The sequence below is a fragment of the Boseongicola sp. genome (genome assembly GCF_057460485.1).
In genome coordinates this window covers 1-6,069 of record NZ_JBVCWP010000235.1, presented here as the reverse complement: position 1 = coordinate 6,069, position 6,069 = coordinate 1, and the positions used below count along the sequence as shown (strand labels likewise).

The 6,069-nt window shown below is 54.4% G+C and carries 6 protein-coding genes; 3 read left to right on the top strand and 3 right to left on the bottom strand.

Annotation, left to right across the window (positions count from 1 at the left end; translation table 11 throughout):
• A partial coding sequence (locus AC221Y_RS18935) for a hypothetical protein (RefSeq protein ID WP_486708034.1) occupies nt 1-729 on the top strand: 729 nt, incomplete at its 5' end.
• A gap of 1 nt (nt 730) precedes the next feature.
• Nucleotides 731-1,504, top strand: a complete 774-nt coding sequence (locus tag AC221Y_RS18930; protein WP_486708033.1) for a 4'-phosphopantetheinyl transferase family protein — start codon at nt 731-733, stop codon at nt 1,502-1,504.
• 117 nt (nt 1,505-1,621) lie between these two features.
• Here the strand turns inward: AC221Y_RS18930 and AC221Y_RS18925 are convergent, their stop codons facing one another.
• Entirely contained in the window at nt 1,622-2,635 is a 1,014-nt protein-coding gene (locus AC221Y_RS18925; protein ID WP_486708032.1) for a S41 family peptidase, read from the bottom strand.
• A gap of 215 nt (nt 2,636-2,850) precedes the next feature.
• Between AC221Y_RS18925 and AC221Y_RS18920 the strand changes: the two genes are divergently transcribed.
• The gene (locus AC221Y_RS18920) at nt 2,851-4,062 is read left to right on the top strand and encodes a DUF418 domain-containing protein (protein ID WP_486708031.1); all 1,212 of its coding nucleotides are present in this window, start codon (nt 2,851-2,853) and stop codon (nt 4,060-4,062) included.
• Nucleotides 4,063-4,193: 131 nt separating this feature from the next.
• Here AC221Y_RS18920 and AC221Y_RS18915 read toward each other — a convergent pair whose 3' ends face one another.
• Nucleotides 4,194-4,415, bottom strand: a complete 222-nt coding sequence (locus AC221Y_RS18915) for a hypothetical protein (protein WP_486708030.1) — start codon at nt 4,413-4,415, stop codon at nt 4,194-4,196.
• A gap of 440 nt (nt 4,416-4,855) precedes the next feature.
• The coding region (locus tag AC221Y_RS18910; RefSeq protein WP_486708029.1) for a TonB-dependent receptor domain-containing protein at nt 4,856-6,069 on the bottom strand (1,214 nt) is incomplete at its 5' end.

Genomic DNA, 6,069 nt, shown 5'->3' with positions numbered 1-6,069 from the left:
CCACCCCTTGCATTCGCCAGTGCAGCGTTCCAAGAGGAGAACCAAGTGCATCGTCCGCCTGGTTTGCGTCTTTTTTTCGAACGTATCTTGCTCAACGATATTTTCAGCATCGGCTTCCTAAGGGCTACAGAAGTCATCATTTTTGCGTTGGTCTACATCACCCTATATCGCTTGGGTCTCGACGCTATTCTCGGTGCCGTTATGGCTTTGATTTTGACCGCGGCGGGGCTTGTTGGCCTAACCGTTCTTCTTAAGCATAGCCTTGTTGGCAAAGAATGGGGGAGCAATCACGCGACAGAATTTTGGTCAACTCGTCATTTTACGTATTTCTTTGTCCAAGACTGTTTCTTTATCTGGTGCCGAAGAAGTTTGGGCGTTCTGAGGGGAACCATTCTTGCAAACGGGATTCTACGGGGACTAGGGTGTGAAATTGGCCCCCGCACTATCGTGATGGACCCGATGCAATGCTCAGATTGGAACGCAGTGCGCGTCGGCGGCGACTGCATTGTGGACGGCATTCTTCAGTTACACACCTTTGAAAATATGTTGCTGCAGGTTAAGGAAACTCGAATAGGAAATGGCACAACAATCGGCTTTGGCGCCACAGTTATGAAAGGCGCGATTTTGGATCGCGATGTCACGCTGAGGCCTTTGTCAATGGTGCTGAAGGAAATGCATATTTCCACGGCAATTCATGAAGGCAGTCCGGCCGAGGAGCTCCGGTCATGAGATGACTGACAAAGTGCGAACAGAAATGAATGCTCTGGAAAACGAGGGCATCAACAAATTTTTCAAAGCCTCAGTCGAGGATCTTACGCCGACTGGCTTGCATCGCGAGACTTCGATTCTCTTCATGCCCAGCCAGCATGGGGGTCCCGCAGCAGAGTCTTTTGGCTCGGTACTTTCCGTTGCCGAGTTGTCGAGGGCAAAACGCTTCAAGGTGATCGGCCACAAAATGCGCTTCCTGCAGCGGCGCGCTTTTCGCCGATTCTGCGGCGCAATTGCACTAGGCGTCGCCCGCCCGCTTTCTCAAGTCGATTTCGCAGAAACGAAAAAAGGACGGCCATACCTGTTTGAGTTGCCCCGCACTTGGTTCAGCTTTTCCTCGTGCCGTCACGGATATCTTGCGGCTTGGTCAACAAGCAGCGCAATCGGCGTTGACATCGAAGATTCTGAACAGTCTGTCTCAGCGGTTGAAATGGCAAGCTACCATTTCGCGGGGAACGAGTTGGATACGATACGTACGGCGGCAGTCCACGAACGCAGGAAACTTTTTCTGCGACTATGGTCACTTAAAGAGGCGGGCCTGAAATCTATTGGAGAAGGGGTGCCTTATGGTCTAAATGCATTCCAGTTCGATACGACGCCTAATATACGGGTCTCCTTTGCCCCCGCACGGTACGGCGGCCCGGATAACTTCAATGCGAAATTGATCGAGATAACCGGTTGCTGTGCAGCGTTGGTGATCCGCGCAATCAGTGGTCAAGTCGACGAAAATAATTAACACCTAATGCCAGCGGCATTTACGGCTGACCGATATGAGCTGATTTTTTGGTTCAGATTGGCCGTATGGTCTGGGGACCGCGCATATATTCCCATACGTTCGCCATCTTGCGTGGGCTCAGCTTGATAAGCTGGAATTTTTTTGAGAGAGAATTTCGAGCGCACGAGTGATCAGCGGGTCGACGCCAGCGTCAAGATCGGCTCTCGTGTTGAGCAGTTCTATGTCCGCAGGTACTCCCTTGCCTTCATAGCAAACCATATCGGCTGACAAATATTCCTGATACGAAAGGCAGTAATCCCATCCGTTGGGTAATGTCTTTTCCAATTGGTACGAGAAGATGCCGTTCGTATGTTCGCCGAGAATTGTGACATGCGGCAGTTCTCTAAGGGCCAGGGCGAAACACTCGGCGCCGCTGAAGACGGCATCGCATGTCAGAAGAACAATAGGACGGGTGAACTGCACATTGCCTTGCGGTGTGAGGTGCCAGGTCTTCAGTGGCGTGAACTCGTCCGCTCCCGGTCCAATTTTTGATCTTCTGTGAAATGCAACGCGCCTGCGATCGGTGAACCGATTGCTGATCATGAGTGCGGTACTGTCTTCACCACCCGGATTGTCGCGGATATCAATTATGAATCCCTTCAGGTCAGGCATATCACGAGAGAGTGTATCGAGCGCCTTTGACACTTTTCGATTACTGACACCCTCCAACTCGAAGATGCGCATATAGCCATAGTTGCGTGACCGGCAGTAACGGATAGTCCATGCCTTCGTTTTCCTGAGGGGCCCAAATCCATTGGCCGTAAGCGTACGCCGCGCAACTTTGAAAAGCCGCTTGATCTGTTTTTTTGTGAACTCGCGATAGAACCGCGGTGCTTTCTCGGCCGTAAAGCGCGTCTTCACCTCAGATTGACCCAATCTCGCCGTGATCTCGACATGACCATCGTCGAGGGGATCGAGCATTTCGCAGAATATCTCGAATAGCTCTTCATCGCTCGTGGCCGAGAAGATTTTAGGTCTGTATATTTCGTATTGTTTGCGCCAGTCGACCTTCCGCAACTCAAAGAATGGGTACCTTCTATGGAACGTTTTCCACAGCACCTCAAAGTTCTTCTTTGGATTCCGATTGGTCAAGTTGCGGCCCATATTAAACCAGTAGATTTGGCCAGACTGTCACCACTTGCCAGCCCCTCAGTTTATGGATGAAGCCGATTGGCAGTGCATTGGCGGCTATTAGTATAGCAATGAGGGCTGGTTCCCCTCTCCGCAATGTTGCGGATTACTTCAGCTACGGGAGGCTACCCATTTTACAGAGCCAACAGGTTCCAAGCTAAGGAAGAATAGCGACCATGCCGCCCTCCGATCCCCTTCACCCCGTCAAACCTGATGACCGACTGCAATCGGCCGATGCGGTACGCGGGTTCGCTCTTTTCGGTGTGCTGCTCGTTAACATGTTCAACTTCGGAGCATATTCGTCGGAATGGACGGATACCTTGGATCAGGCTTTCAATGCGGCGATGCACGCCGTATTCGAGACGAAATCCTGGCGCCTGTTTGCCATGTTATTTGGATTCGGATTCGCGCTGCAGTTGGCCAAATTGCACAGCGTAGGTGACGGAAATCTGTGGTTCTATTTCAGGCGCGTAACGATCCTTTTCGGTATCGGGATGGGACACGCTCTGTTTTTTGACGGCGACATTCTAATGGAATATGCCCTGTTAGGGTTCATTCTGCCTGCATTTCGCCGACTGCGAGCGGGTACTCTACTCGCACTGACCTTGTTGCTTATGTTCGCGTTTCCGGTTGGCAATGTTATTGATTCTCTCCGCGGAGCCAGTGCACCTATAGATGCGGACGCCTCGCTGTCTCTCGCAGAACTAAGAGACGATCACCCTTACCTGGGTACGGTCGGAGACGTCTTCAAGACGAATGCAGAAGTCATACCCCCCCGATTGTGGAACGGTCTCAATGAGCCGGAATCAAGTCTCGCGATCTTCGCGATGATTTTGCTGGGCTTCCAAATTGGCCGAAGCCGTCTTGTTCATGATGCAGCAAAGCATACCAAGCAATGGTGCCGCATGTTGCGATGGGGCATGACAACCGGCCTCGCTTTTGCAGCGTTAGAATGGTATTTGAGTCGTTACCACGGCTACGCTGCATTCGAAGGTAACACGGCCTCGATAGAGATCCGATTTCTTGGCGATGTACTATTTTTATTCGGGTCGACCGCCCTGGCGTTGGCGTACGCCGCCGGCATTGTGCTCTTGGCGCAGCACAGCGAGTGGAGTGCTATACTCTCCCCACTGCAATCTTTAGGAAGGATGGCGCTGACGGTTTACCTCTCCGGTACTCTTATGTTCACCCTGCTCTTTTACGGATACGGATTTGGCCAGCTGTATTTGCTTGGTCCGGTAGCAACGACCGCTTGCGCAGCTCTGTTTTTTGCGGTTCAGATAATTTTCTGTAGCTGGTGGCTTCGGTTTTTTCGATTTGGGCCGGTGGAGTGGATCTGGCGATGTCTGACTTATCTACAGACGCAACCGCTTCGCATCCCGGCATAAAGCCGATTGCCAGCAAGCGCTGATGTGTCCTTTCCGAAAATTCCATCAGGGCTAGCCGCTTTTGACCCAAAGCGGACATACGCTCTTCGTCTGACTTCAAGAAAAGCTAGCGTTTCTTGAAGGTTCCGGCCCTAGTTCAGCTTCAACACACCAAAAAGCCGGACGCTGGCTCCCGGCTGGAGCACTTCGTCCTTCTTGAACGAAGTCGAGAATCGTACATCGTCGTCGAGTAGGTTGGAGCCCCAAACACCGAGTGTCATTTCACTGAAGAAGCGGTTTGTGTCGCGCTGCCGTGTGTAGCTGAGTTCTGCATTCAGCAGTGTGTATCCTGACGTCCCGCAGGATACGGCCATCTATTTCCAAGCGACGACAACGGGAGGTAATTGGAATCGGCCGAAAGGGCATTGCTGCAATGACTGAAGGCAATCAAAAGCCAAAATCCGCGCCGAGGATGTCCGCTTATGGGTGTAAAGCGGTCGTCCCTCCGTCGCGTTCTGATTTCCGCTAGTGACCCAAAGCGGACATTCAGTAACGTTCACCAGATGTGACGCGGATGCCGTCCTTGCCACCGGCACCTTGGTCTCGCCTTCCTTGTTTAGGTTCAGGGCCCTACTTGGGTGACAAGTCCTTCGAGGCGATCCGCTTGGCGACAGTATCGTGCCAGGCACCGGGCTTCACGAGCTGTTGAGGCTGCGGTTCGATACCCGTGTCCCAGACGCTGATGTAAACGGTGTTTGGCCTAGCCTCGAGAAATACTGATCGGCGCGTTCGACGATTCACCGGTGACACGCCGTCAAAAGCTTATTTTCCCAAATATGCGAACATTTGCGCCCGGCTCCAGCACGCCCTCCCGGCGCTTGAACGAGGCCGAATTCAGCACCTTGTCGTCCAGCAAGTTCTCGCCTTTCAAGCCGATGTTCATGGCGGGCGTCAGGCCGGCCGGGCCCGCCGTCTTTACCGCGTAGCTCAGCTCCGCGTTGAGCAGCGTGTAGCTCGGCGTAGTCAGCTCGCCCGGCGCCACCTGGTCCTGATCGAAGGCATGCAGCACGGCGGTGCGCGCGAACCACTTGCCGTCCCGGTAGTAGATGCCACCGCCGAGGCGGTGGGGCGGAATGCGCGGCACGTTTTCGCCGTTGTCGAAGCGCGCGCGGACGAAATCGTACTGGCCGTCTATGCCCCAGATGCCGTTCCAGACCCGCCCGACGTCGTACTCGCCGAGTAGCTCGACGCCGTAGAATGTGGCGTTTCGCTGCTGGAACAGCACTTGGTCGAACGTCTCCTCTTCGTCGAGAGCCGCCGCACAGGAATCCAAGGTGCCACCGCAAACGAGCCCGGTGAGCTCGCGAAAGATGAAGCCGTCATAGTTCGTATAGTAGCCGTTCGCGTCGTAGCGGAACCTTCCTGTCGCGCGCTTCACCGCCAATTCCAGCGTCTGGGCCTTCTCTTCGTCGAGAAAGGGGTTGCCGATCTCGAACGTGCCGGTCGCTTCGTGAATCCCCTTCGAGAAGAGCTCAGGACCTGCTGGCGCTCGCTCGACGGCCTGACCATTGAGGCGCAGCACCGTGTTGTTGCCAAGATCGTAGAGTGCGCCGAGGCCGCCGCTCAAGGGCACGAAGGACCGCGTGCCGCTGAACACGACGGGCGCTTCCGGATCGGCGATGCTGGAGAAGCCGGTTCCGTCCACCGACGCTTCCTCGACCCGCAAGGCAAGCTGAAGCCGGAGCCGCGCATTGGCCTCAAGCTCTTCGAACCAAAAACCGGCAATGCTCTCCGTATTGTAAGGCTCCAGAAGCGAGTCAGCTTCAAAGGCGATGCCTTTCGTGTTGGCGTGATCCCATTGGACGCCGATGGCGCCACTCAAGGGGCCGAAGCGGCTGGCGACGGGGCGGTGCTGGATCTCCAGCCGCGCTTCCTGCTCCCTGTTGGTGAAGGTTTGGCCGACGGAGAAGCCGGCGACCTCCTCTTCCTCATGCTCTTCCTCTTCGTGCCCCTCACCCTCTTCCTCAT

Bases quoted from the DNA above. Each gene is read 5' to 3' on its own strand.
- AC221Y_RS18920 (WP_486708031.1), top strand. From the start codon at position 2,851: ATGCCGCCCTCCGATCCCCTTCACCCCGTCAAACCTGATGACCGACTG.
- AC221Y_RS18930 (WP_486708033.1), top strand. From the start codon at position 731: ATGACTGACAAAGTGCGAACAGAAATGAATGCTCTGGAAAACGAGGGC.
- AC221Y_RS18915 (WP_486708030.1), bottom strand. From the start codon at position 4,415: ATGGCCGTATCCTGCGGGACGTCAGGATACACACTGCTGAATGCAGAA.